The sequence below is a fragment of the Nitrobacter vulgaris genome (assembly GCF_002028545.1).
In the GTDB taxonomy this organism is placed as follows: domain Bacteria; phylum Pseudomonadota; class Alphaproteobacteria; order Rhizobiales; family Xanthobacteraceae; genus Nitrobacter; species Nitrobacter vulgaris.
In genome coordinates, this window is record NZ_MWPQ01000040.1 from 57,312 (window position 1) to 81,234 (window position 23,923).

21 protein-coding genes are annotated in these 23,923 nt (G+C 59.5%); 11 read left to right on the forward strand and 10 right to left on the reverse strand.

Translation table 11 applies throughout. From position 1 onward, the window contains the following. The first annotated feature begins 182 nt into the window (after nucleotides 1-182). The 4 genes from B2M20_RS09535 (at nucleotide 183) to B2M20_RS09545 (ending at nucleotide 4,636) form a co-directional block, all read left to right on the forward strand. The gene (locus tag B2M20_RS09535; protein WP_079446810.1) at nucleotides 183-800 is read left to right on the forward strand and encodes a peroxiredoxin; all 618 of its coding nucleotides are present in this window, start codon (nucleotides 183-185) and stop codon (nucleotides 798-800) included. 100 nt (nucleotides 801-900) lie between these two features. Next, complete coding sequence (locus tag B2M20_RS09540) at nucleotides 901-2,265, forward strand: M23 family metallopeptidase (protein ID WP_079447022.1); 1,365 nt, start codon at nucleotides 901-903, stop codon at nucleotides 2,263-2,265. 214 nt (nucleotides 2,266-2,479) lie between these two features. Next, nucleotides 2,480-2,653 carry a hypothetical protein gene (locus tag B2M20_RS19515; protein ID WP_158081522.1) on the forward strand — a complete coding sequence of 58 codons (174 nt, stop codon included), beginning with the start codon at nucleotides 2,480-2,482 and terminating at the stop codon, nucleotides 2,651-2,653. 102 nt (nucleotides 2,654-2,755) lie between these two features. Then, nucleotides 2,756-4,636 (forward strand): ABC-F family ATP-binding cassette domain-containing protein, encoded by a 1,881-nt coding sequence (locus tag B2M20_RS09545; RefSeq protein WP_079446811.1) that lies wholly within the window; start codon nucleotides 2,756-2,758, stop codon nucleotides 4,634-4,636. Nucleotides 4,637-4,768: 132 nt separating this feature from the next. Here B2M20_RS09545 and B2M20_RS09550 read toward each other — a convergent pair whose 3' ends face one another. From B2M20_RS09550 to B2M20_RS09560, 3 genes are all read right to left on the reverse strand, one after another. Further along, complete coding sequence (locus B2M20_RS09550; protein WP_079446812.1) at nucleotides 4,769-5,287, reverse strand: hypothetical protein; 519 nt, start codon at nucleotides 5,285-5,287, stop codon at nucleotides 4,769-4,771. A 160-nt stretch (nucleotides 5,288-5,447) separates the two neighbouring features. Next, nucleotides 5,448-5,900 (reverse strand): DNA polymerase III subunit chi, encoded by a 453-nt coding sequence (locus B2M20_RS09555; RefSeq protein WP_079446813.1) that lies wholly within the window; start codon nucleotides 5,898-5,900, stop codon nucleotides 5,448-5,450. Beyond that, a complete protein-coding gene (locus tag B2M20_RS09560; RefSeq protein ID WP_079446814.1) occupies nucleotides 5,897-7,399 on the reverse strand; it encodes a leucyl aminopeptidase in 1,503 nt (500 codons plus the stop codon). Before B2M20_RS09560 ends, B2M20_RS09555 begins: the two co-directional genes overlap by 4 nt. A gap of 357 nt (nucleotides 7,400-7,756) precedes the next feature. Here B2M20_RS09560 and lptF point away from each other — a divergent pair, with 357 nt between their 5' ends. The 7 genes from lptF (at nucleotide 7,757) to B2M20_RS09595 (ending at nucleotide 16,739) form a co-directional block, all read left to right on the forward strand. Next, nucleotides 7,757-8,929 carry an LPS export ABC transporter permease LptF gene (lptF, locus tag B2M20_RS09565; RefSeq protein ID WP_079446815.1) on the forward strand — a complete coding sequence of 391 codons (1,173 nt, stop codon included), beginning with the start codon at nucleotides 7,757-7,759 and terminating at the stop codon, nucleotides 8,927-8,929. Next, nucleotides 8,926-10,023, forward strand: coding sequence for an LPS export ABC transporter permease LptG (lptG, locus tag B2M20_RS09570; protein WP_079446816.1), 1,098 nt, complete (start codon nucleotides 8,926-8,928; stop codon nucleotides 10,021-10,023). Before lptF ends, lptG begins: the two co-directional genes overlap by 4 nt. After that, entirely contained in the window at nucleotides 10,023-12,518 is a 2,496-nt protein-coding gene (locus B2M20_RS09575) for an LPS-assembly protein LptD (RefSeq protein WP_079446817.1), read from the forward strand. Before lptG ends, B2M20_RS09575 begins: the two co-directional genes overlap by 1 nt. Before the next feature lie 89 nt (nucleotides 12,519-12,607). Continuing rightward, nucleotides 12,608-13,567, forward strand: coding sequence for a SurA N-terminal domain-containing protein (locus tag B2M20_RS09580; protein WP_079446818.1), 960 nt, complete (start codon nucleotides 12,608-12,610; stop codon nucleotides 13,565-13,567). 86 nt (nucleotides 13,568-13,653) lie between these two features. Further along, a complete protein-coding gene (gene pdxA, locus B2M20_RS09585) occupies nucleotides 13,654-14,676 on the forward strand; it encodes a 4-hydroxythreonine-4-phosphate dehydrogenase PdxA (protein WP_079446819.1) in 1,023 nt (340 codons plus the stop codon). Next, nucleotides 14,673-15,539, forward strand: coding sequence for a 16S rRNA (adenine(1518)-N(6)/adenine(1519)-N(6))-dimethyltransferase RsmA (gene rsmA, locus B2M20_RS09590; protein WP_079446820.1), 867 nt, complete (start codon nucleotides 14,673-14,675; stop codon nucleotides 15,537-15,539). The genes pdxA and rsmA overlap by 4 nt, the downstream gene beginning before the upstream one ends. A 255-nt stretch (nucleotides 15,540-15,794) precedes the next feature. Next, nucleotides 15,795-16,739 (forward strand): hypothetical protein, encoded by a 945-nt coding sequence (locus B2M20_RS09595; protein WP_244553480.1) that lies wholly within the window; start codon nucleotides 15,795-15,797, stop codon nucleotides 16,737-16,739. Between the two features lie 80 nt (nucleotides 16,740-16,819). Here the strand turns inward: B2M20_RS09595 and gmk are convergent, their stop codons facing one another. The 7 genes from gmk to fabD form a co-directional block, all read right to left on the reverse strand. Beyond that, nucleotides 16,820-17,479 carry a guanylate kinase gene (gene gmk / locus B2M20_RS09600; RefSeq protein WP_079446822.1) on the reverse strand — a complete coding sequence of 220 codons (660 nt, stop codon included), beginning with the start codon at nucleotides 17,477-17,479 and terminating at the stop codon, nucleotides 16,820-16,822. Nucleotides 17,480-17,482: 3 nt separating this feature from the next. Further along, on the reverse strand, nucleotides 17,483-18,370 hold the full coding sequence (locus B2M20_RS09605) for a YicC/YloC family endoribonuclease (protein WP_079446823.1): 888 nt from the start codon (nucleotides 18,368-18,370) through the stop codon (nucleotides 17,483-17,485). A gap of 272 nt (nucleotides 18,371-18,642) precedes the next feature. After that, nucleotides 18,643-19,854 carry an endolytic transglycosylase MltG gene (gene mltG / locus B2M20_RS09610; protein WP_079446824.1) on the reverse strand — a complete coding sequence of 404 codons (1,212 nt, stop codon included), beginning with the start codon at nucleotides 19,852-19,854 and terminating at the stop codon, nucleotides 18,643-18,645. A 127-nt stretch (nucleotides 19,855-19,981) separates the two neighbouring features. Beyond that, nucleotides 19,982-21,247 carry a beta-ketoacyl-ACP synthase II gene (fabF, locus tag B2M20_RS09615; RefSeq protein ID WP_079446825.1) on the reverse strand — a complete coding sequence of 422 codons (1,266 nt, stop codon included), beginning with the start codon at nucleotides 21,245-21,247 and terminating at the stop codon, nucleotides 19,982-19,984. A 95-nt stretch (nucleotides 21,248-21,342) separates the two neighbouring features. Further along, entirely contained in the window at nucleotides 21,343-21,582 is a 240-nt protein-coding gene (locus tag B2M20_RS09620) for an acyl carrier protein (RefSeq protein WP_009799564.1), read from the reverse strand. A gap of 275 nt (nucleotides 21,583-21,857) precedes the next feature. After that, complete coding sequence (gene fabG / locus B2M20_RS09625; protein WP_079446826.1) at nucleotides 21,858-22,595, reverse strand: 3-oxoacyl-[acyl-carrier-protein] reductase; 738 nt, start codon at nucleotides 22,593-22,595, stop codon at nucleotides 21,858-21,860. A 19-nt stretch (nucleotides 22,596-22,614) separates the two neighbouring features. Continuing rightward, a complete protein-coding gene (gene fabD, locus B2M20_RS09630) occupies nucleotides 22,615-23,574 on the reverse strand; it encodes an ACP S-malonyltransferase (protein WP_079446827.1) in 960 nt (319 codons plus the stop codon). Between the last annotated feature and the right edge of the window lie 349 nt (nucleotides 23,575-23,923).

The following is a 23,923-nucleotide window of genomic DNA, read 5'->3' on the forward strand; positions in this document are numbered from 1 at the left end:
CGCGTCATCCGGCTCCTGGTGCCCACTTGAACTGAATGTGGGGCGGACAACTCGTCGAATTCCTTGTAACCGAACCCGCGGTCGGCAGTCATGCACAGCGGCGGCGGTCTGACCGATTCGCCCTCGGCGCCTGCCGCAGTTGAACGGATACTGAGCGTTGGAAAGCGACGAAAGGAAGGCGTATGTCCAAGAAGATACGCAAGAAATCCTCCAAGTCGGACAGTTCTGGGACTGCCCGGGCTGCGACGGTCAACCGCATAAAACCGGCTCGCAACGTCGATATGACAGCGAGCGGGAAGCTCAAATCACGCCTGACTTCGCCCTTCTCACAAGCAGGTGAGCTTGCGGAAGGCTCCCTGGCGCCACCATTCAAACTCCCGAGGGAAGACGGCACCCACGTTTCGCTTGCCGATTTCGCCGGGACGAAGCTCGTGATCTTCTTCTATCCGCGCGCAGGCACTCCGGGCTGCACCAGGGAGGCCATGGATTTCACACGGCTGGCAAAAGAGTTCGCGGCCAGTGGAACGACAGTGATGGGCGTGTCGTCCGACTCCGTAAAGGCACAGGAATCGTTTCGAAACAAGCATAAGCTGTCCACTCCTCTTGTTTCGGACGAAAAGCACGACATGTTGGAAGCATATAACGCCTGGGGCGAAAAATCCATGTATGGCAAAACCTTCACCGGCGTTCTTCGTACAACCGTGCTGGTGGACGAAGCCGGGCGGATCGCTCGTATCTGGCGCCGCGTCAAGGTCGAAGGTCACGCTGACGAGGTACTCGCGGCAGCGCGCCGACTGTAAAAGCGCACCGCCATTTTCCGAAAATTAACCATGAATGGTTCAAATCAGCATCGAAGTTGAGCCGTCCGAAGCCCTGTTTCAGGTCGGCACAGGAGTATCGATGCCGTACCGTTCCAGTCAGTGCGCCGAGTACCCGCCGCATCGCACCCACGATCATGATCGACATCCTTCGCGCTACGCGGCAGCGGCTAGCTTGCCGGGAATGAGGGAAAAGCGGAGCGGTTACACTTTTGCTCATGGCGGCAGACAGGTTCGGTTTGGCCCGGTCGTGTTCTGGATTGCGGTCGGAACCGTCACGCTGCTCGGGATCTGGTCGGCTGCGACTGCGACCTATTTCGCCTTCCGCGATGATGTGCTGACGCGGCTCATCGCGCGGCAGGCGGACATGCAATATGCCTACGAAGATCGCATTGCCGAATTGCGCTCGCGGGTCGATCGTACCACCAGCCGTCAATTGATCGATCAGGAACAGTTCGAGAGAAAGCTCGACGAGATCATGCGCCGTCAGACGGTGCTTGAATCTCGCGCCGGTGCCCTGAGTGCCATATCTGAGGTTTCAGTAACGGGATCAATCAAAGGGTCGGCCCGGAAGGCGGGAAACGACGCTGACGCAGGCTCATCGCGGTCTGAAAAGCCCTCCCCGATCAACGATACTACTACTTTCGAGGCGCTACCCGATCGAGGCGCGCCCCTTGACTTTCGCCAGCCGGCCAATGCCCGTCCAAAACCGGTCCCGCTCATGAACGTCACCGGCGAGGACAACAGGCTCTTGCAGCTGAAATCGTCGCTCGATCGGGTCGAGAGCCGTCAGATCGCCGAATTGAGTTCGATCGCGGATGGTATGGATTCCCGCCTGCACCGGATGCGTGGAGTTTTCTCCGATCTCGGACTGAGCGTGGCGAAGATGGCGACCGCCACGCTGTATCCCGGCACGGGTGGGCCCTATGTGCCTGTCAAGCTGCGATCCGATTCTGATCCGTTCGAGCGTCAGCTTTACCGCGTCAACCTGACGCGTGCGCAGATCGACCGGCTGGATCGCGCGCTCGCCCTTGTTCCCTATCGCAAGCCGGTCGTGGGAGAGCTCGAATTCACGTCCGGTTTCGGCGTTCGCGTCGATCCGTTCGTTGGGCGACCGGCAATGCACACCGGGCTCGATTTTCGCGCTACGGCAGGAAACCCCGTGCGGACGACGGCGAACGGAAAGGTCATCTCCGCGAACTGGACGGGTGGCTATGGCCGGATGGTCGAGGTGGATCATGGCAATGGCTTGTCGACCCGCTACGGTCACCTTTCGGAAATCGATGTGAAGATCGGCCAAACCGTCAAGGCCGGACAGGTCATCGGTGAGGTCGGATCGACGGGCCGTTCGACAGGTCCGCACCTGCACTACGAAACAAGGATCGACGGGGAAGCTGTCGATCCTCAGAAATTTCTGCGAGCGGGCACGCGCTTGAACAATGGCTAGCCGAGAATGACGACTTGCTCGGCCTCGGTTTTGTGTGCGTGGGGAAGGCCCCGGCCTCCGATTTCCGAAGACCCTGGCCCGTCTAAACGTTTGATTTCCACATCGGCTGTTATCCTCGGGCTTGCAGATACTGCACGCGATAGGCCATATCCCCGAAACAATTTACCGCTTCGGGGCTTAATCCTATAGCGCACCGCAGGGACACCGAACCACAATGCCCGACCGAATCGCCGAAAGCGCCGATCGGATTGATCCGCAGACCAGCAAAGAGGTCGCGAAAGCGATCGGTGAGCGGCTGCGAACCGACCTGCGGCCGGAAGAGCCGGAACTACCTTTCCGGCTTCAGGTGCTGTTGCAGCAGCTGAGTGCGCAGGACGGCCACGGCTGACCTCCTTGCGCTGGTCTCGTTTCGGTTGAAGCCTTCGCCGTATTTGCTCCCGAACGCCCACAAACGAGTTGCGTTTGGCCGGCGCAGCGGTGAAAAACATCCATGCTGTCCATCACCGATATTTCGATCCGCATCGCCGGACGGCTGCTGATCGACCATAGCTCTGTTCAGATCGTGCCCGGCGCTCGTGTCGGCTTTGTCGGTCGTAACGGTGTCGGAAAATCGACGCTGTTCCATGCCATCCGCGGTGAGCTGCCGACCGAAACGGGGACCATTGCCGTTCCGCCGCGCTGGCGCGTCGGTAGCCTCGCACAAGAAGCTCCCGACGGCCCTGAAAGCCTGATCGAGGTGGTGCTGAAGGCCGACATCGAACGCCACGCGCTGCTGCATGAAGCCGAAATTGCTCGCGATCCACACCGCATCGCCGACATCCAGACGCGTCTCGTCGATATCGACGCCCATTCCGCACCCGCACGCGCGGCGTCGATCCTGAGCGGTCTCGGATTTTCAACGGCGGACCAGGCCCGCCCCTGTTCGGAATTCTCAGGCGGCTGGCGTATGCGCGTCGCGCTCGCGGCAACCCTCTTTGCTGCACCCGATTTGTTGCTGTTGGATGAGCCGACCAATTACCTCGATCTCGAAGGAACGCTCTGGCTGGAAGATCACCTCGCGCACTACCCGCGCACGGTCATCATCATCAGCCACGACCGCGACCTGCTCGACACATCCGTCGATCAGATCCTGCACCTCGATCGCGGCAAGCTCACTCTCTACAAGGGCACCTACTCCTCGTTCGAGGACCAGCGCGCTGCCCGCGAGATGCTCGATGCCAAGCACGCCAGGCGGCAGGCCGACGAACGCAAGCGGCTTCAAGATTTCGTCGATCGCTTCAAGGCCAAGGCCTCGAAGGCACGCCAGGCGCAGTCGCGCGTGAAGATGCTCGAGCGCATGAAGCCCGTGACGGCGCTGGTGACACAAGACGTGCGCGAGATTTCGTTTCCCGTGCCGGACAAGCTGTTGTCGCCGCCGATCATTGCCGTTGACGAGGCAGTCGTAGGTTACGATCGGGAATCGCCAGTCCTCAAGCGCGTAACCTTGCGGATCGATGAGGACGATCGTATTGCCCTGCTCGGCGCCAACGGAAACGGCAAGTCCACCCTCGTCAAACTGCTCGCCGGCAAGCTACAACCGTTCGCCGGCAAAGTGGTGTGCGCCGACAAGCTATCGATCGGCTATTTCGCCCAGCATCAGACCGACGAACTGGACCTCGACGGCTCGCCCTACGATCATGTGCGGCGACTGATGTCAGATGCCCCAGAAACAAAAATTCGCGCTCGCGTGGGAGGCATCGGCTTTTCAGGCAAGGCGGGCGACACCCTTGTTCGAAGCCTTTCGGGTGGCGAAAAAGCGCGCCTTTTACTCGGGCTTGCGACGTTCTTCGCCCCCAACATGATCATTCTTGACGAACCGACCAACCATCTCGATATCGACAGCCGGGCCGCGCTTGCCGAAGCAATCAACGAATATCCCGGTGCTGTCATTATGGTCTCGCATGACCGCTATCTGATTGAGGCCTGCGCCGACCGGCTGTGGGTTGTGGCAGACCGCGCCGTTACTCCTTACGACGGGGACCTCGACGATTACCGCCGCGCGGTTTTGTCGGCACGCGGCCTCCGCACAAACGGTCGCGACCGCGGGTCGTCTGGCGAGCGCGACGACGGCCGTGACAAGCCGCGGCGCGAGAGGACCGAACGGCGCGCGCCGCTCAAACAGAAGATTACGGCCGCCGAGGCCGAGATCGAGCGAATCACCGGCATCATCGAAAAAATCGACGTCGCCCTTGCGTTGCCGGATCTGTTCAAGCGCGAGCCCAAACAGGCGGCGCAACTCACAAAGGCACGGGCCAGCGCGGTCGACGCCCTGCAGCGCGCCGAGGAGGAATGGCTGGAGGCCAGCTCGTCCTACGATAACGCCCCAGGCTGACGGAAACCGTTGCTGAAAACTTTAGTGTTTTCGAGCGCCGCGGATGCTGGTTTGCGTGAAGAAAACGCGTTAAATCAAAATCATAGAGCAAGGATTTCAATTCTATTGGAAGCGGAGCTCCAGCTCACGCTTCTACCGTTTTTTCGCTCGCCGCTCCGGCTTCTGAGGTGCTGCTAGTTCAGGCGCCCGCTCGATCGAGGACAGACGTCCCGCCGAAAATGTATAAGTTCCGGCGCGTGGTCCTCTCAGGAACGTCAAGACTGCAACACGATCTCCCCCCGGATTGTTGGAGAGACTGACATTATCCGGCGCGACTCCGATGCCGCGCGTCACGTCGCATTCGGTATGACCTAACGCCACGGTACCCGTTGCAGTTGGCGGAGCAGCGGTAGCGTTGTCGGAGGGTGCACCGGATCCCCCTGCGCCGATCGGCGGCGCCATCCCCGTACAAAGACCGTCCGCACTGATGAGGTCGTCCGGCGCGACCGGCTTGTCCGGCGTGAGCGGCGGTGTTTCAATCGAAACGTTCTTGACGAATACTCTGCCGGATCGCGAAAACCAGTCCGCATCCTTCGACAGCAGATCTGACGACAAAATATCCGATGCGCTGCCGCAGCCCGATACAAGCGGCGCTATCAGAAGGAGCGACATCAAGGCCCTTCGGCGAAATCTGGGCTGTCTCACGACGAATTTTATCCCGACGGATCGTAAAAAACCTGTCCCACCACCTATTTGCGGCGTGACCATGACTGGACCTTAGTGTCTGAGCAGAAAGCTTCAAGTATCATCAAATTACAACCGCTCTATCTGGCTACTTGCGACGCTGCCAGCGTCCAGTTTCGTCAGGCTGCCAGTAGGTCGCCTCAAACCCTCGTGACTTGCACTCTGTCCAGACGGCCCTCGCGGCATCTAGCGCGCCACTATCGTCGCCATCGAAGATCAGCACCAGCCGTTCGTAGGTATCAGGACTGTCCGGAAGTGGGGCACTGTCGATTAGAAATCTGACGGTGGCCCGGTTGGGATTTCGGCCGTCGACCGTCAGGATAATCGGCTGTTCGCTGGCGTCCTCGATCCGCCACGTCGCATGCGGCAGGAAAGAATCGTCACGATAGGACCATAGATGAGCATCGAGCGCATCGGCGCGCTCCTCAGATGTTGTATGGACGACGGCGCGCCATCCGCGTTCGAAGGTTTTCTCGAGCAGCGGTGGCAGAACTTTTTCAAGCGACATGTTCTGCAAATGGTAGAACAGAACTTCCGTCATCGCTGCGTTTCGTAATGCTCCGCGACGAGGCGATCCAGCAACCGCACGCCGAACCCGGATCCCCAACTCTGATTGATGTCGGATTTGGGAGCGCCCATCGCCGTTCCCGCGATGTCGAGATGCGCCCACGGCGTATCGTCGATGAACCGTTGCAAAAATTGAGCAGCCGTGATCGAGCCGCCATAGCGGCCGCCGGTGTTTTTCATGTCAGCAAACTGCGAGTCGATCAGCTTGTCGTATTCAGGCGCAAGCGGCATCCGCCAGACCCGCTCACCGGTCTCCAAGCCTGCCTTGGTCAGTCGTTCCGACAATTCGTCATTGTTGGAGAACAGGCCGGCGTGTGCGGTGCCGAGCGCCACCATGATCGCGCCGGTGAGCGTTGCGAGATCAACCATCACCTTCGGCTTGAACTTGCGGGCGACGTACCAGAGCACGTCTGCAAGGACCAGCCTGCCCTCGGCGTCGGTGTTGATGATCTCGATGGTCTGACCTGACATTGACGTCACGATATCGCCGGGCCGCTGCGCGTTGCCGTCCGGCATGTTCTCGACAAGGCCGATGACGCCGACGGCATTCACCTTCGCCTTGCGCGAGGCGAGCGCATGCATCAACCCCACCACACAGGCCGCCCCGCCCATGTCGCCCTTCATGTCTTCCATGCCGCTGGCGGATTTGATCGAGATTCCGCCGGTGTCGAAGCAAACGCCCTTGCCGATGAAAGCGACGGGCGGTTCGCCCTTCTTGCCGCCATTCCAGCGCATGACGACCGTCCGGCTGGGCCGTGCCGACCCCTGCCCCACACCCAGCAGCGCCCCCATGCCAAGTTTGGTCATCGCCTTGACGTCAAGAACGTTGATACCGACCCCGATCGCGCGCAACCGGCTCGCGCGCCGCGCGAATTCCTCCGGATAAAGTACATTCGGCGGTTCGTTCACGAGGTCGCGCGCGATAATGACACCATCGACAACGTGATTGACAGGCGCGAACGCCTTCTTTGCTGCGGCGACGTCGGCGACCGCTATCGATATATCGGCGCGCAATACCGCATCGTCGCCGTCCTTTTTCCGCGTCTTGTAACGATCGAATTTGTAAGCGCGTAACCGGATACCGGAAGCCAGCGCCGCCGACTGATCCGGACCCATCATTGCGGATGGCAGCTCCGCAATGATCGTGACGCCGCCGTTATCGCTACGAATCTTTCCCGCAAGAACACCGCCGAATTTCAAGAAATCGCTGCTTTTGAGAGCCGACGTTTTGCCGGCACCCACAACGATCAGGCGATTAGCCTTGAGCCCCTCCGGCGCGAGAATATCGAGTGTCGTCGCGCTTTTGCCTTTGAACTGATTGGCTGCAGCCGCCCGTTTGACAAGTGCGGTTGACGACCCGAGAGCCTTGCTCGCGGCTTGGCCGAACTTCAGCGCATCATCGCAAAATACTACGAGGGTCCCGCGCGAAGCGGTCGAAACAGGAACAAAGCCCACCTTGACGGCGTCGGGCATCGGAAACCTCCAGGATCAGGGTGGTGCGGCCTCGAAATCGGGCCAGCGTGTGACTTAGCGACTATGACCTGTCAACGGCAACGCTGCCAAGGGTTCAACACCGTGTCAGCTTTCGGCGCCGTTGCTACAAATTCGCTTTGAGCGCAATTAACCCCCGCCGCCGTGGCTGCAGTGTCACATATTCCGGATTTTAACTATAATCGACGGACATTAAGCCTCGGCCATTTTGTTGACAGATCAAAGGGATGGTACTGAGAGACGAGTCAGGTAAAACATGGCGGGACGCTGGGGACGTCTCGGTCGCGGTCTGGCGTTGCCGGATGTGTTTGCCTGAAAGATTGGGGATCGTTCAGACCGATGGGGTCGATCGACAAGTATATTTTCCGGACGACGCTGGCGTCGTTTGTGGTGGTCCTGGTCAGCCTGACAGGGGTGATCTGGATTACGCAGGCGTTGCGTGGAATCGACCTGATGACAAGCCAGGGACAGACCATCCTGACGTTTCTGGGGATCACCAGTCTTGCTATCCCCGTGCTGGTGCTGATCATCTCCCCGATTGCGCTGATGATCGCGATCTCGCACACCCTCCACAAGCTTGCTACGGACTCGGAAATCATCGTGATGAACGCCGCCGGCCTATCGCCGTTCCGGCTCTTCCGGCCGTTCATCTATGCAACGGTGATTGTGGCCTTGCTGGTGGCGTTCATCGCGGCCTACCTTGCGCCTGATGGGATGCGTCGGTTGAAGCGATGGGATGCCGAGATCACCGCCGACGTTCTGGCGAACGTTCTGCAACCCGGCCGATTTGCGCAACTGGATCCGAATCTGACAATTCGTATTCGGGAACGACAGCCTGGTGGCCAACTCGCCGGAATTTTCATTGATGATCGCCGTAATCCTGAAGAGCGCCTCAGTATCATCGCCGACCACGGAACGGTGATGAAGAACGACCAGGGATCGTTTCTTATCCTGGAAGATGGGCACCTGGAGAGATTCGAGACGGGCAAGCGCGAACCGGCCATGGTCGCGTTTGACCGCTATGCGTTCGACATGTCGAAATTCTCCAATCGAGGGCATGACGTTATTTATGGCATTCGTGAACGTTACCTTTGGGAGTTGATTGCTCCCGATCAGAAGGACCCTCTGGTTCAGCAGATGCGTGGCCAATTCCGCGCCGAGCTTCACGATCGATTCACCGCCCCGATCTATCCGTTTGCCTTTGCAGCGCTGACCTTCGCATTCCTCGGAACACCGCGCACCACGCGCCAGAGTCGCAATTTCTCCATGGGAGCGGCAATTGCGGCGGTGTTCGGCCTTCGTATGGCAGGCTTCGCGCTTTCGGTCATGACTGTGAAATCGCCGATGGCGGCGCTCCTGCAATACCTGCTTCTTTTCGGGGCAATTGGTATCTGCTTGCGGGTGATTGTTGCTGGAATCGTGCTCGAACCATCCGCCGCGTTAACGGAGGCGATCAACAGATCGAACGAGCGGCTCCTCCGCCTGCTGGGGAAGAAACCGGCCCTCGCATGAGCATGTTGACGAACACGTTGGGTCGTTATTTTGCTGGCCGCTTCATGGTGGCTGCGCTCGGCGTTTTCGTCAGCATTTTTCTGCTACTCGTTCTTGTCGATTATATTGAAATGGTCCGGAGGACGTCGGGGCTTGCGTCGGCATCGGCACTCGTGGTTGCGGAAACATCGCTTTTCAGGGTGCCCCAGCTCCTTGAGAAACTGACCCCGTTCTGTGTCCTGATCGGCGCCATGACGTGCTATCTCGCACTGTCGCGGCAGCTTGAACTGGTGGTGGCCCGCGCCGCCGGCGTTTCGGCGTGGCAATTCATCTCGCCGGCGCTCGTGTGCGCGATCGTGCTCGGCGCCCTCGCCACCACGGTCTACAATCCTTTGTCTGCCAACCTGCGCGAATTGTCCAAGCGGATGGAGGCCGAACTGTTTGGCGGCGTCTCCGGAGGAGGTCTCCAGGACGCATCCGGTTTCTGGATCAACCAAGTGACCGACGACGGTCAGGCTATCATCAATGCGGCGCGCAGTGAGCAGCAAGGCGTGCGCTTGACGGGGCTCACCGTGTTCACGTTCGATCCCCATTCCAAGTTCGAGGAACGTATCGAGGCACGCGAAGCAGCCCTGGAAGACGGGCGCTGGCTGTTCAAAGGCGTTCGCCGGTTTACGCTGGACAATCCGCCGGTCGAGCAGGAAACCTTTGTCCTTCCGACCAGTCTGACGCCGGCACAGGTCCAAAACAGCTTCTCCACCCCCGAAACTGTGTCATTTTGGCAACTGCCGGGTTATATCAGATCCTCCGAGAGCTCAGGATTTGCAACCGCAGGATACCGGCTGCAATACCACAAACTCATCGCACAGCCGTTTTTGCTGGCTGCAATGGTGATGCTGGCGGCCTCGGTGAGCCTCCGCTTCTTCCGCTTCGGCGGGGTGCAAAAGATGGTTTTAAGTGGCGTGGGTTCGGGCTTTCTGCTCTATGTCCTGTCTAAGGTAACTGAGGATTTGAGCAAGGCCGAGCTGATGAATCCAATCGCTGCGGCGTGGCTGCCGGTCTGCGTCGGCAGCCTCACCGGCTTTTTGGTCTTGCTGCATCAGGAGGACGGATAGTGGCTGCAATCGCCACCCTCCGTAAGCGCTCGCCTGTTCGCGAGCGGCGCGTCTCACTGCGCCGCCGTCGGTCTGGTGCGTCCGTGATTCCGGCCTCGCTGACGGCGGCCGTTCTCGGACTGATTGCCGCCGCTGTGATTGACGTCGTCGCAACTACTCCGGCTGTGGCACAAAGCTTCACTTACAATCCTCGCCCGCCCAAGCCTACGCCGCCGCCACCTCAGAATGACGGGCAGATGCTCGTTCAAGCCACCGAGCTCGACTACGACTACAACAATTCTCGCGTGTCGGCCGTCGGCAATGTGCAGATGTTCTACAACGGCACGAGCGTCGAGGCGGACAAGGTCATCTACGACCAGAAAACCAAGCGGCTCCATGCCGAAGGCAACATCCGCATGACTGATGCGGGAGGCAAGATCACCTACGCCAATATCCTGGATTTGAGCGACGACTACCGGGACGGCTTCGTCGATTCGCTGAGAGTTGACACGGCCGATGCGACGCGCATGGCCGCAACCCGGGCCGATCGGACCAAGGGCAACTACACGGTATTCGAAAACGGCGTCTATACAGCCTGCGCGCCCTGCAGGGAGAATCCGAAAAAGCCCCCGCTTTGGCAGGTCAAGGGTGCCCGCATCATTCACGATCAGACCGAGAAGATGTTGTACTTCGAGGACGCCCGATTGGAATTTTACGGCGTGCCTATGGCCTATATGCCTTTCTTCTCAACACCAGATCCGACTGTGAAGCGCAAAAGCGGCTTCCTGGTGCCCACCTTTACGTCCTATTCTCCCTACGGGGTCGGGGTCGAGGTTCCCTACTATTTCGCGCTCGCGCCGGACTACGACCTGACCCTTTCTCCCCGATTCACCACGCGACAAGGCGTGTTGATGCAAGGCGAGTTCAGGCAGCGTTTCGTGGACGGCGCCTATCAAATCCGTGCTTATGGTATCAATCAGCTTGATCCGGACGCCTTCGGTTCGGGGCCCGGCAACCGGGACTTCCGCGGCGGTGTGGATACCAAAGGTCAGTTTGCCTTGAACGATAAATGGGTCTGGGGTTGGGACGGCGTTCTGTTAAGCGACTACTTCTTCTTCTCCGACTACCGGTTGAAGCAGTACAGGGACTTGATGCAATCGTTCCTGACTCTGCCGACCGAAGCGATTTCGCAACTCTATCTGACCGGCGTCGGTACCCGTAGCTACTTCGACGCCCGCGCGATTCACTACCTGAGCTTCTCGGGCAATCAGAGCCTGGTTCCGGTGGTTGCGCCTGTCATCGACTATTCGAATGTCATCAACCATTCGGTCATTGGCGGCGAATTCAGCTACAAGTTCAACTTCGTCAATCTCGCGCGTGATCAGGCGCAGTTCGATCCGATCTCGACGCTGGCGAATACCTCGTTCGTGTGCGCGCCAACGTCGGCTGACCCAGCGGCGAGAACACCGGCCAATTGTTTGCTTCGAGGCATTCCGGGAACCTATACACGCTTGACCGCACAGGCACAGTGGCGGAAGTCGTTCACCGATTCCTTTGGTCAGATCTGGACGCCGTTCGCTTCGCTTCGCGCCGACGCCATCAATGCTGACATCTCGAACCAGCCGGGCGTGTCCAATTTCATCCAGCCCGGTACCACGCAGGCACTCCGCCTCATGCCCGTTGTGGGTCTCGAATATCGCTATCCCTTCATCAACGTTCAGCCCTGGGGCACCACAACGATCGAACCGATCGCGCAGGTCATCATCCGTCCGAATGAAAGCTATGCGGGCAAGCTGCCGAATGAGGATGCGCAAAGCCTGGTCTTCGACGCCAGCAACCTCTTCAGCGTGGACAAATTCTCCGGTTATGACCGTGTCGAGGGTGGCGGCCGCGCCAACGTCGGCGCACAGGCGACGACTCAATTCGATCAGGGCGGCGCGATCAACTTTCTGTTCGGACAGTCCTATCAGCTGTTCGGCCTGAACTCGTTTGCTGTCGCGGATATCACCAATACCGGCGTCAATTCCGGCTTGCAGCGCCCGCAATCCGACTACGTCACAAGCGTGAACTATTCGCCCAACAGCATCTTCACGTTCAGCACCCGCGCGCGGATTGATGAGGCGACCTTGAATGTGCAGCGCTTCGAAGCCGAAGGCCGCGCCAGTTTCAGCCGGTGGTCCGGGAGCGTGTTGTACGGCGATTATGCGGAGCAGCCCGCCCTCGGCTTTCTCACAAGGCGCCGAGGTCTTTTGGGCACCGGTTCCATAAAGGTTGCATCCAACTGGGTCGTGCAGGGTGCGGCACGCTGGGACCTGGAAGCCAATCAAATCAACCAGTATGCAGTCGGCGCGGGATACGTGGACGATTGTTTTGTTCTCGGCCTCAACTACGTGACGTCATACATTTATTCCGCGGGAGCAACGCCGCCCCAGCTTAACCATGCTTTCATGCTTCAGCTTGGGCTGAGAACCTTGGGCCAGACCCGCGGAGGATCGACCGGCTCTGGCATCCGCTAGTTTCAAGTGGTGGTACTTTGAAGAAGCAGGCTGTGCCGCCTGATGAACTCAGACCTCGACGACAATAGACCTGCTAAGCGCGCATTGACATGAAAATGATCTTGCTCTTCCGGCCGTTGAGCCGTCTGGCCTTATTCGCGTTTCTTTCTTTCGTCGGCTTGAACTCGCCGCTGCTTGCCCAGTCGGTCGCGGTCATGGTCAACGGCGAGCCGATCACCACTTTTGATATCGAGCAGCGCATCCGCCTGATTAAGATATCCACCCACAAATCTCCGCCCCGGCAGGAGGTGATCGAAGAGTTGATCGGCGAAAAGGTGAAGATCAGGGAGGCCAAGAAGTTCGGCGTGAACCCGACTTCGACGGATATTGATCAGGCATACGCCAGCATGGGCGCGCGGATGGGGATGTCGCCCGAACAGCTGACAAAATCGATCGGCTCTCAGGGAGTTCGCCCGGACACGATCAAGGCGCGCCTGAGAGCTGATATGGTTTGGGGAAGCCTTGTGCGCGGCCGCTTCAAGGAAAGTCTTCTTGTGAGCGATCGTGATGTCAATGAAGCGCTGAAGAATAGCGGCGAGGATAAATCGAAAATCGAGGGGGTCGAATACCGGATGCGTCCCGTTGTCCTGATCGTTCCGCGCGGCGCGGCGGGTCCGGTGGTGGAGGCGCGGCGCAACGAAGCCAATTCTTTGCGCGAGCGTATTCAGTCTTGCTCGGAGGCCGTTCGCACCGTCAAGGCGATGCGGAATGCCACCCTACGCGATCCGATCACAAAAACGTCCGCTGACCTGCCACCTACGCTTCGAGATCTGCTCGATAAGACGCCCGTGGGGCATCTGACTCCACCGGAAATCACGCGGCAGGGCGTCGAAATGGTAGCGGTATGCGAAAAGAAGGTAACCAGTGTGGACACCCCGAAGAAAAAGGAAATCCGGGAAAAAATGTTTGCCGACAAGTATGAGAAGCGGTCCAAATCCTACCTGGACGATATTCGAAGATCCGCGATGATCGAATATCGTGAAAGTCGTCCGGAGAAAGGCGACAAATGACGTTTCCCGCGTGTCCAGCAGGGTGATGCGGCAGATGTCATGAACGGCGGCGTGTATTCTATCAAAAGCCGCGCTGGAGCCACCGCGTGGTGAAGCCGATTGCATTGACCCTGGGCGAGCCGGCCGGCATCGGACCGGATATCACGATCGCGGCCTGGCTGCGCCGCAAGAACGATGCCGTTCCTCCCTTCTATCTTCTTGGCGATAGCGCATTCATCGCGGCCCGGGCAAAGCTGCTCGGACTTGATCTTCCCTTGCTTGATCTTTCCTTGGCGGAGGTTGGCCAGAAAGACCTTTCCCAGATATTCAATGAAGCACTTCCGATTGTCGCCACGGGGCATCCGGCAACCGCGCATCCCGGTCATCCCGACGACAACAGCGCCCCCGCAGCGATTGGATCGATCCGTCATGCGGTCAACGATGTTGTAGCGGGCCATGCGGGAGCAGTGGTCACCAATCCGATCGCCAAGAGCGTGCTCTACCGGGCGGGATTCGCCCATCCTGGCCACACCGAATTTCTCGCCGAACTGGCGGCAACGAACTCCAACGCACCGCAACCGGTGATGCTGCTTTGGTCGCCTGATCTTGCGGTCGTGCCCGTCACTATCCACCTGCCCTTGCGCGATGCGATCACAATGCTGTCGAGCCGCATGATTGTGGATACCGTTCGCATTGTCGTTGCAGACCTACGCTCGCGATTTGGAATCACCAGCCCCCGCATCGCGGTATCCGGATTGAATCCCCACGCGGGAGAGGACGGCTCGCTCGGAACCGAGGATCAGACGATCGTTGCACCGGCCGTCGCAATCCTGCGCGCCGAAGCAATCGACGTCAAAGGCCCGCTTCCGGCCGACACCATGTTCCATGAGGCCGCGCGCCGGACTTACGACTGTGCCATTTGCATGTATCACGATCAGGCTCTGATTCCGGTCAAAACGCTGGCTTTCGATCGGGCCGTCAATGTCACGCTGGGACTGCCGTTTATCCGTACATCGCCTGATCACGGCACTGCATTCGACATCGCCGGCACGGGACGCGCCGATCCATCGAGTCTGATCGCTGCGCTGAGCCTCGCCGCGCGGATGGCAGCGTCGACACGTTCGGCATGAGCGCGATTGATGACCTTCCGCCGCTGCGCGACGTCATCAAACGTCACGCGTTGTCGGCGCGAAAATCGCTGGGACAGAACTTTCTACTCGATCTGAATCTCACGGCCCGGATCGCGCGCGCCGCCGGTCCACTCCAGGATGCGACCGTCATCGAGATCGGGCCGGGTCCTGGCGGATTGACGCGGGCGCTGCTTGCGCTCGGCGCGATGCGCGTCATCGCCATCGAGCGTGACGAACGCGCGCTTGGCGCGCTGGAAGAAATTTCGGCTCGCTATCCCGGCCGCCTCACGATCGTCAACGCGGATGCGACAAGCTTCGATCCACGACCCCTGCTCGGCACGATGCGCGCAAAGATCGTCGCCAACCTGCCTTACAACATCGCCACCGCGCTTCTGATCCGCTGGCTCAGCATCGAGCCCTGGCCGCCATGGTATGACGCCATGGTGCTGATGTTTCAGCGCGAGGTCGCCGAACGGATCGTTGCCCGCGAAAACGACGATGCGTATGGCCGCCTCGCCGTGCTGTCGAACTGGCGCACAGAGACCAAAATTCTGTTCGACATCTCGCCCGCGGCTTTCGTTCCGCAACCCCAGGTCACGTCTTCGGTGGTGCGGCTGATACCACGCGACAGCCCCGAGCCATGCGACCGCCGGATGCTAGAGCAAGTTGCCGCCGCCGCGTTCGGGCATCGCCGGAAGATGCTACGGCAAAGCCTGAAATCGTTGCCCGCTGATCCGGCGTCGCTGGCGGCTGCGGCAGGCATCGACCCCACGCGGCGCGCGGAGACGGTTCCAATATCCGGTTTCGTTGCGATGGCTCGTGAATTGGCGGACATACACCGCAATAGAACGGATCGGATCTGAGACGATGTTATGGCGTTGATGCGCCGCAATCGCCGTAAAGTTCGGTGTTGTTGTGCACATGTTATCTTTATCGCGAAGCCGCGAGACCACGCGCCTACGTTATGGTGGCCGAGCAGGTAAAAAATGTAGGCAGAAGAGAGGTCATTCAGCCTCAATTACGCCCCGACCATTCCGGATTTACGGCGCAATGCGACCCAAGTCTTTCCTGACTATTAAAGAAAGGCATCGTGAATCTTGTCATGATCGGGGATATGCATGTCAAACCGTTTGGGGAAACGTCTCTCAACCCTTGGGGTAGCTTTGTTCACGGGCGGCATGCTTGCGATCACCGTCCATGGCTCGGCACGCGCGGACGATACCTGCCTCGTAAAACCGGGCGCGACGACGCCGCGCGGAGGTCACTGGCATTATCGCGTCGAGCCGGGAACGAAGCGTCACTGCTGGTATCTCGGCGAAGGGCGCGGCAAGACTGCGCTGGAAACCTCAGCAAGGCCGTCGCTGTCTGCCCCCGCGTCGGACAAACGGGCAATGAGGTCTTCCGCACCACCTCTCCGGCCGTCCATCACAAATGCTCATGCGGAGCTCGATGACGCGACAAGCGCGAACGATCCAGCAGACACCAACTCTCTGCCGTCCACGAGGGATTCTTCCGACGAACCTGCGCAAAACACGAATATCTCGCAACCGGCCACTACCACACAGTGGCCCGATCCGGCCATCAACGCAGCACCGGTCGCCAATGCGACGCAACCGCCGGTACAAGCCGCAGTCACGTCTGGTCCGCAGACGCCGAACGGCCCGCCGGTCTCTGCGGCAACAATCGAGTTTGATACTCAGGCGCGCGGCGAACGCAGCGAGCCAAGCCTTGCTTCAGCCGTCGTCAGCGTTCCTGAGGCTGAAATTCAGTCCCACTCGTCATCTATGCTGCTGGGTGGACTCGCTGGCGCGTTGGCCGTAGCAGGGTTTCTTGGATTTGCAGCTGTCAAGTTCGGGAATCTGAGCAGCCTCTTGCAAGTCCGTCACTCGCGATTGATCGAGGATTTGGTCGACCAAGGCTACCCTCCGCCCTGGAAACGACAGGGGCCCGATACGGCACAAACCTCCCGCAGTGACGTGCTGCGCATACGCCAGGACATCGAGGCGCAATCTCGCGACATCATGGAAATTCTGTCTCGGGCATCACGTGGAGCAACGACGTAGCGGCGAATGAAAAGGTTTCTAAGCGAACTCATCAAATCAAAGTCACAGCGCCTCGCTTCGGATGCATCACAGGCGAGGCTCTAAGTCTCAAGTTGCCGCTGCAATTCTCGCACGAACGCCGTCAATCCGGTTCGGCGTTCGCGCTTGAGCCGTTCAGCCTTCAGAATTGACTGCACCTCAGCAAACGCTTCATCGACATTCTGGTTGATGACGATGTAATCGTACTCGGCCCAGTGGCTGAGTTCATGCGTGGCGCGGTCCATTCGTTCGCGGATGACATGATCGGCATCTTGGGCACGGGTATGCAGGCGTCGTTCCAGATCAGTGGCGGACGGCGGTAGAATAAAGACGCTGACCACGTCGGCCCGTGCCTTCTCGCGCAATTGCTGCGTGCCTTGCCAGTCAATATCGAACAGTACGTCGCGGCCGGACGCCAGCGCTGCATACACTGGTGCGCGCGGCGTGCCGTAGCGATTGTCGAACACGACGGCCCATTCCAGCAGATCATTGTGCTTGACCATGGCCGCAAAGGTTGCGTCGTCGACGAACTTGTAGTCACGACCATCGACCTCGCCCGGCCGCATCGGGCGCGTGGTCGCAGAGACCGACAGGCTCAAGCCCTCGACGCGCTCGATCAGCAGCCGCGACAGCGTGGTTTTTCCGGCACCGGAAGGCGACGATAGCACGAACATCAGGCCGCGCCGCTCGACTCCGTCGAAACCCCGATCGTGAGCAGTCATCGATCACTCCAGATTCTGGACCTGTTCGCGAAACTGTTCGACGGCGTTTTTCAGTTCAAGTCCGACATTGGTCAGTTCGAGATCGTTCGACTTCGAGCAGCAAGTGTTGACTTCCCTGTTGAATTCCTGCGCAAGAAAATCAAGCTTTCGTCCGATCGGCCCGCCCCTGCCGATCAACTCGCGCGTCTGCGAAATATGCGAGGCAATGCGATCCAATTCCTCGCGGATATCGGCCTTCGTAGCGATCAAGATCGCTTCCTGATGGAGTCGATCCTGATCGAAGCGGTCCGATGTGTCGAGCAATGCGGTAATCTGCTCGGCAAGTCGCGCCTTCACTGCGCCCGGTTGACGGCCAGGGGCGGCCTCTGCCCTGCGCGCGAGACGCTCGATCTCATCCATGCGCTGCATCAGTACGCCGCCAAGCGTAGCTCCTTCACGCTCGCGCATATCCACTAGGCTGCGCAGCGCCTGCTCGAAGGTTTCAGCGACGGCGGTCTTTGCTGCGAGTTCCTCGGCATCGTCGAGCTCCGGTTCAACGACCTCCATAACACCCTTTATCGATAGCAAACCGTCAATGCTCGGCGCGAGCACGTCGATTTTGCCACACAAATCGCGCGCGACCTTCAGGAGAGATGCCAGAACCTGTTCATTGACGCGAACAAGGGGAACCGCGTTGCTGCGCTTCACCGTTAGATTGGCGTAGACCGTTCCGCGTGACAACACTTGTGCTGCGCGCTTCCTTATCGTCGCTTCTATATCGTCCCAACCGGTCGGTAGCCGCGTCCGAAGGTCGAACCCTTTGGCGTTCACGGATTTTAACTCCCATTCGAACGCATACGGCCCACTGGCGCCGTGGCTTCTTGCAAAGCCGGTCATGCTCGACAACGCCATCGCGTGGTTTCTCCGAAGCACCCAGATGTGAGATTCGTTTAACGGATCGTCCCGACGTTAGAGAATTTTGTGGCCGAGTGAAATCCGCTTTTGATGGAATCAGAATCGAAGTTCTGCGCTTTTGGTTGATGCGTTTTCACGCGAACATGGAAACCGGTTTCGGATAAGATGATGCGCGATCAAAAGGTGAATCAGACACCAAGCCGAATGCCGACGGCGGTCTGATTCGATCCCTGTTGCTGAATGATGTGCTGCGAAGGCTCTACAGCGCCTTACCGGTTTGGCCGGGTTCGCGCCCGCGGGGCGGGCTTCGGGGCAGGCTCGTCCTGTGTGGTGCCGGTTTCTGTTGTGGTGGGCGCGACAGCCGGCGCCGGCTCGTCCAGCGGCTCAACCGCATCGTTTTGAATCTGCTTTTCCATGGTCCGCAACCGAGCGACGTTCTTCTGGTGCTGCTCGTAAGTCTCGGTGAAGCTGTGCCCCCCGTTTCCATCGGCAACGAAGAATAAATCGCGGGTTCGCGCTGGATTTGCCGCTGCTTCGAGCGAAGCTCGGCCGGGGTTCGCGATCGGTCCCGGCGGCAACCCTTCAATCACGTAGGTGTTGTATGGAGACGCTTGCATAATTTCGCTGCGTTTGATCGGCCGCCCCAGCGTCCCCTTGCCTCCGACCAGACCATAAATGATCGTTGGGTCGGACTGCAGTTTCATTTTCTGTTTCAGACGGTTGGCGAACACGGCCGCGACCCGGCTGCGTTCATCCGCCTTGCCTGTTTCCTTTTCAATGATAGATGCCAGCGTAACGAGTTGATCAGATGTTTTGACGGGCACATCTGAGGCACGACGCTCCCAGATTTCTGCGAGCACGCGCTTCTGAGCTTGTTGCAAGCGCTGGATCACTTGCTCTCGGCTGGTGCCTCGCGGAAACTTGTACGTCTCGGGCAGCAATGTGCCCTCGCGTGGAATCTCTCGAACGGTCCCTGAGAAAATCTCATTCTCCGAAAGCCGTTCTATAATCTGTTCGGAAGTCAGGCCTTCTGGAATAGTCACGGGATGCTGCACCACCTTGCCTTCGACAATAGTGCCGATGACTTCGCGCAGACTGGCTTGCTTCTGGAACGCATATTCTCCTGGCTTCAGATCCGCGCGCGCCTTCAAGGCAAATACGCTTCCGATAAACGCCCAGCGATTGTCGTCGATCACACCTTCGCGCTGAAGAATTTCGGCAATGTCGTTCATTCCGGCGCGGGCCGGAATGTTGACGATCTTTTCATCCTGTAGCGGCCCCGGCGCTTCGATCTTCTGCTTGCCGTAGAAAAAAACGCCGCCGGCACCAAGCATCCCGATCAACAAAACCGTAATGATCGCGTTGCCCGCAACCACTAGCGGGCTTCGCGCGCGGGCAGAACGCTTCGGTGGCGGGGGTACCTGTTCGGGTTCAAGCGCGGCGCGCGGACTGCGCGGAGAGATGGGCGGCCTTTCAGTCATCGATGCAACATAAATCCTGTCGGTTTAATCGCGGCCGGCGAATTCCCTGCCCCGGCCAACAGCATGCGGCCGTCTCTAGGATTTATCATCGAATGCGGCGAAACAGTGGATTTGCGTCCATCACACGTTAATTGGCGAGGCGCCGCATGATAATTGATGCGTTGGTCCCGCCGAACCCGAACGAATTCGACAGTACGACGTTGATTTCCCGCTGACGCGCCTTGTGTGGGACGAGATCGATCGCTGTTTCCACCGAAGGATTATCGAGATTGATCGTTGGCGGGGCGATGTTGTCGCGAATCGCAAGGATGCTGAAAATAGCTTCGACTGCGCCCGCGGCACCCAGCAGATGGCCAATAGAGGATTTTGTGGAGGACATCGACGTGCTTGACGCGGCGTTACCCAGCAATCTTTCAACAGCCTTCAGTTCGATTTCATCGCCGACCTGGGTCGATGTACCGTGGGCGTTGATATAGTCGATATCCGATGGAAATATGCCAGCGCGCTTCATGGCAGCGGTCATGCTCCGAAACGCGCCGTCGCCGTCCGGGGACGGTGACGTGATGTGATAGGCATCCCCCGACAGGCCGTATCCCGTAATTTCGGCATAAATTCTCGCGCCGCGCTGCCGTGCATGCTCGTACTCCTCGAGCACAACGACACCAGCACCTTCTCCCATGACGAAGCCGTCGCGATTGTTGTCGTAAGGACGCGATGCCTTTTGCGGCGTGTCGTTGAAGCCGGTGGACAGCGTCCGCGCGGCGCAGAAGCCTGCCATGCCGATGCGGCAGATCGGCGATTCCGCGCCGCCAGCCACCATGACATCGGCGTCGCCGAGTGCGATCAGGCGGCTCGCATCGCCGATTGCATGCGCGCCTGTCGAGCAGGCTGTCACCACAGCATGGTTCGGTCCCTTGAGCCCGTGTTCGATCGACACGTATCCCGAAGCAAGGTTGATCAGGCGTCCCGGAATGAAGAATGGCGACACCTTGCGGGCTCCCCTCTCCTTCATGAGGACCGCAGTGTCGGCGATACCCGAAAGGCCGCCGATTCCGGAACCAATCAGGGTGCCGGTCGCGCAACGATCCTCGTCGGTTGAAGGATGCCAATCCGCATCGTCGAGCGCCTGTCTGGCGGCGCTCATCGCGAAGATAATAAAATCGTCGACCTTGCGCTGGTCCTTCGGCTCCATCCACAGGTCAGGATTGAAGGTTCCGTCAGTACCGTCGCCACGTGGAACGACGCAGGCGATTCGGCACGGCAAGTCGGTAACGTCGAACGTCTCGATCTGCTTCGCGCCGCTCATGCCGTCGAGTATGCGCTTCCAGGTCGGTTCGACTCCGCAGCCAAGCGGCGACACCATGCCAAGTCCGGTGACGACGACGCGCCTCATCTGGAAAACTCCAGCTTCCTTACAAATCATAAGGAAAAGCCGGTGGGCCGTTCGAACACGACCCGTCCGGCTTCATGTAAGATCGCGGAAGAGCGTCAGCTTTTCGCGTTCTTCTCGAGAAACTTTGTGGCATCGCCGACGGTCAGGATCGTCTCCGCCGCGTCATCGGGAATCTCACAGCCAAATTCTTCCTCGAAGGCCATCACGAGCTCGACCGTATCGAGACTGTCTGCGCCAAGATCGTCAATGAAGCTGGCACTCTCGACGACTTTCTCGGGCTCTACGCCAAGGTGCTCGACCACGATCTTCTTAACCCGCTCGCCAATCTCGCTCATCATTAAACCTCGCGCTTGTTCAATTGGACCCGACCGCAAACGAGCCATCGTGGAGCATTAAACTAGCTAATTCCTGTCGCTATTTGCAGTCGTGTAGGATTTCGGTCTTTTCCGCCTTGTGCGGGTGCGGACCGGCAAACGACGGCAGCCGCCACACCGCCAATATACAGGGTTTCAAATTCCTGCAATGGCGTTCTTTGCCCACCCGTTCTTGGTCCGGTTATCACACATCGAAAGCCTTGACCACAAGCCCCGGTAGACGGGCTAAAAGCGCCTCAAATCATTGCCATTCCGCCATTGACATGAATCGTCTGCCCCGTCACGTAGGCCGCTTCGTTCGAACTCAGATAGACCGCCGCCGCCGCAATATCTTCCGGCGTTCCGAGGCGGGCCGCGGGGACTTTCGTCAGAATCGTCTCTCGCTGTTTCTCGCTCAGCGCGTCGGTCATCGCTGTTGCGATAAATCCGGGTGCAATGCAATTGGCTGTCACCCCGCGCTTCGCGTATTCCGCGCCTAGCGTTTTGATCATGCCGATCAGTCCGGCTTTCGATGCGGTGTAATTCCCCTGCCCCGGATTTCCGGTGACGCCGACCACCGAGGTGATCGCGATGATGCGGCCGAAGCGTTTGCGCATCATCAGTTTTGTCGCCGCGCGCGCCAGGCGGAATGTCGCTGTCAGATTGATCCTGATCACATCATCCCAATCCTCGTCGCGCAATTGCACAAACAGGTTGTCCCGTGTGACGCCCGCATTGGCGACGAGAATATCGACGCGTCCCATCGCCTTCTCGGCATCCGGCACCAATGCTTCGACCTCCGCCGCATCCGATAGATTGCAGGGCAGCACATGAACGCGCTTGCCAAGCGTACCCGCCAGCGCCTCCAGCACCTCCCGACGAGTACCGGAAATGGCAACCGTCGCTCCTTGCGCATGGAGCGCCTTCGCAATGGCGCCGCCGATACCGCCGGTTGCGCCTGTCACAAGCGCGGTCCTATCGGTCAAGTCGAACATCGCTCCTCCTTTGTCTTGTTTAAGCCGAGCGGGCGGCTGCCAGCGCTTCCCTGGCCGACGCGATATCGTTCGGTCCGCCGACGGCCACGCCGATGGCGCCATCCGCTATGCGCTTGACGAGCCCGCTCAGAACCTTGCCGGCTCCGATCTCGAAAAAGCGCGTCACCCCGTGTTCGGCCATATAGGCGACCGACTCGCGCCAGCGGACGGTTCCTGTCACCTGCTCGATCAGCCGCCGGCGGATTTCGTCAGGGTTCGTGATCGGGGCGGCCAGTACGTTGGAAATGACTGGCACCGCCGGCGTGCTGATCGCCACGTCAGCTAGTGCCTTCGCCATCGCGTCGGCCGCGGGTTGCATCAGCCTGCAATGAAACGGCGCCGACACCGGCAGCAGCATCGCGCGCTTCGCGCCTTTGGTCTTCGCGATCTCGACTGCCCGATGAACCGCCTCCTTGTCGCCGGACACGACAACCTGTCCGCCACCATTGTCGTTCGCGGCCTGGCAGACCTGACCCTGCGCGGCTTCGTCGGCAACGGCGACCGCGGCTTCATAATCAAGGCCCAATAGCGCCGCCATAGCGCCAGCACCGACCGGAACCGCCTTCTGCATGGCGAGGCCACGCGTCCGCAGCAGCCGTGCTGTATCCGCGATGCTCAGGCTGCCCGCGGCCGCCAGCGCGGAATATTCTCCGAGCGAATGTCCGGCCACGAAGGCGGCATCCCGTGCCACCGAAAATCCGGCCTCGGCTTCGAGTACGCGGAGAGTGGCAATAGAGACTGCCATCAAGGCCGGCTGGGCATTCTCGGTCAATTGCAGGGTTTCAGCAGGCCCATCCCAGATGGTGGCGGTCAGCTTTTCGCCGAGGGCCGCATCCACCTCGTCAAAAACAGCTTTTGCGACGTGAAAAGCCTCGGCCAGCGCCTTGCCCATACCTACGGTCTGGGAACCCTGCCCCGGAAAAGTGAATGCCGCGGTCATACGCTCGCCCCTTGAAACCCCGGGCGGAGAGACACCGCGGGCCGAATGATGTCAAGACAGGTGGTTGCAAGGCTCATCAACTGCTTGCGGCGGTCTCTGAGCTTCGTGGTTTGATGGCTTAGACCGCGAGCCGGCGACGCCGTTATCTCTTGCAACCGGCCCGAATATCCGTATAACCCGCGCCATCCGCAGATCCCGGCCGGGAGCTGAACGGACGGTCTCAGCAATTTCACCTGTCAGGCGATATTGATGCGGCAGGGCCCATCGGCCCGTCGTCCCGTGCTTCCGCCTTCTGAGCTTATCCCGAGTCCTTTCCCAAGGTCTCGAAGGGCTTGCCGCCGGGGTCCGC